This window comes from Nocardia cyriacigeorgica, assembly GCF_010858045.1.
Lineage (GTDB): Bacteria > Actinomycetota > Actinomycetes > Mycobacteriales > Mycobacteriaceae > Nocardia > Nocardia cyriacigeorgica_E.
In genome coordinates, this window is record NZ_JAAGVC010000414.1 from 1 (window position 1) to 274 (window position 274).

Genomic DNA, 274 nt, shown 5'->3' on the forward strand with positions numbered 1-274 from the left:
ACCACCGACGCAACCCTCGCCACAGTCGCCGAGCTCAGAGACGAATTCCCGTGGCTGGGCACGGTATTGCAGGCCTATCTGCGGCGCACCGAAGCCGACTGCCGTGACTTCGCAGGCCCCGGCTCCCGGATCCGGTTGTGCAAGGGCGCCTACCGGGAACCGGAAGAAGTGGCCTATCAGCACCGCGGCGAGGTCGACGCCTCCTACCGGCGTTGCCTGGAAGTGCTGATGCGTGGTGAGGGCTATCCGATGGTCGCCTCACACGATCCGGAAA

At 65.7% G+C, this 274-nt stretch carries 1 protein-coding gene; it reads left to right on the plus strand.

Going from position 1 to position 274, the window contains the following annotated elements:
• The coding region (locus tag GV790_RS30255; RefSeq protein ID WP_175586048.1) for a proline dehydrogenase family protein at positions 1 to 274 on the plus strand (274 nt) is incomplete at both ends.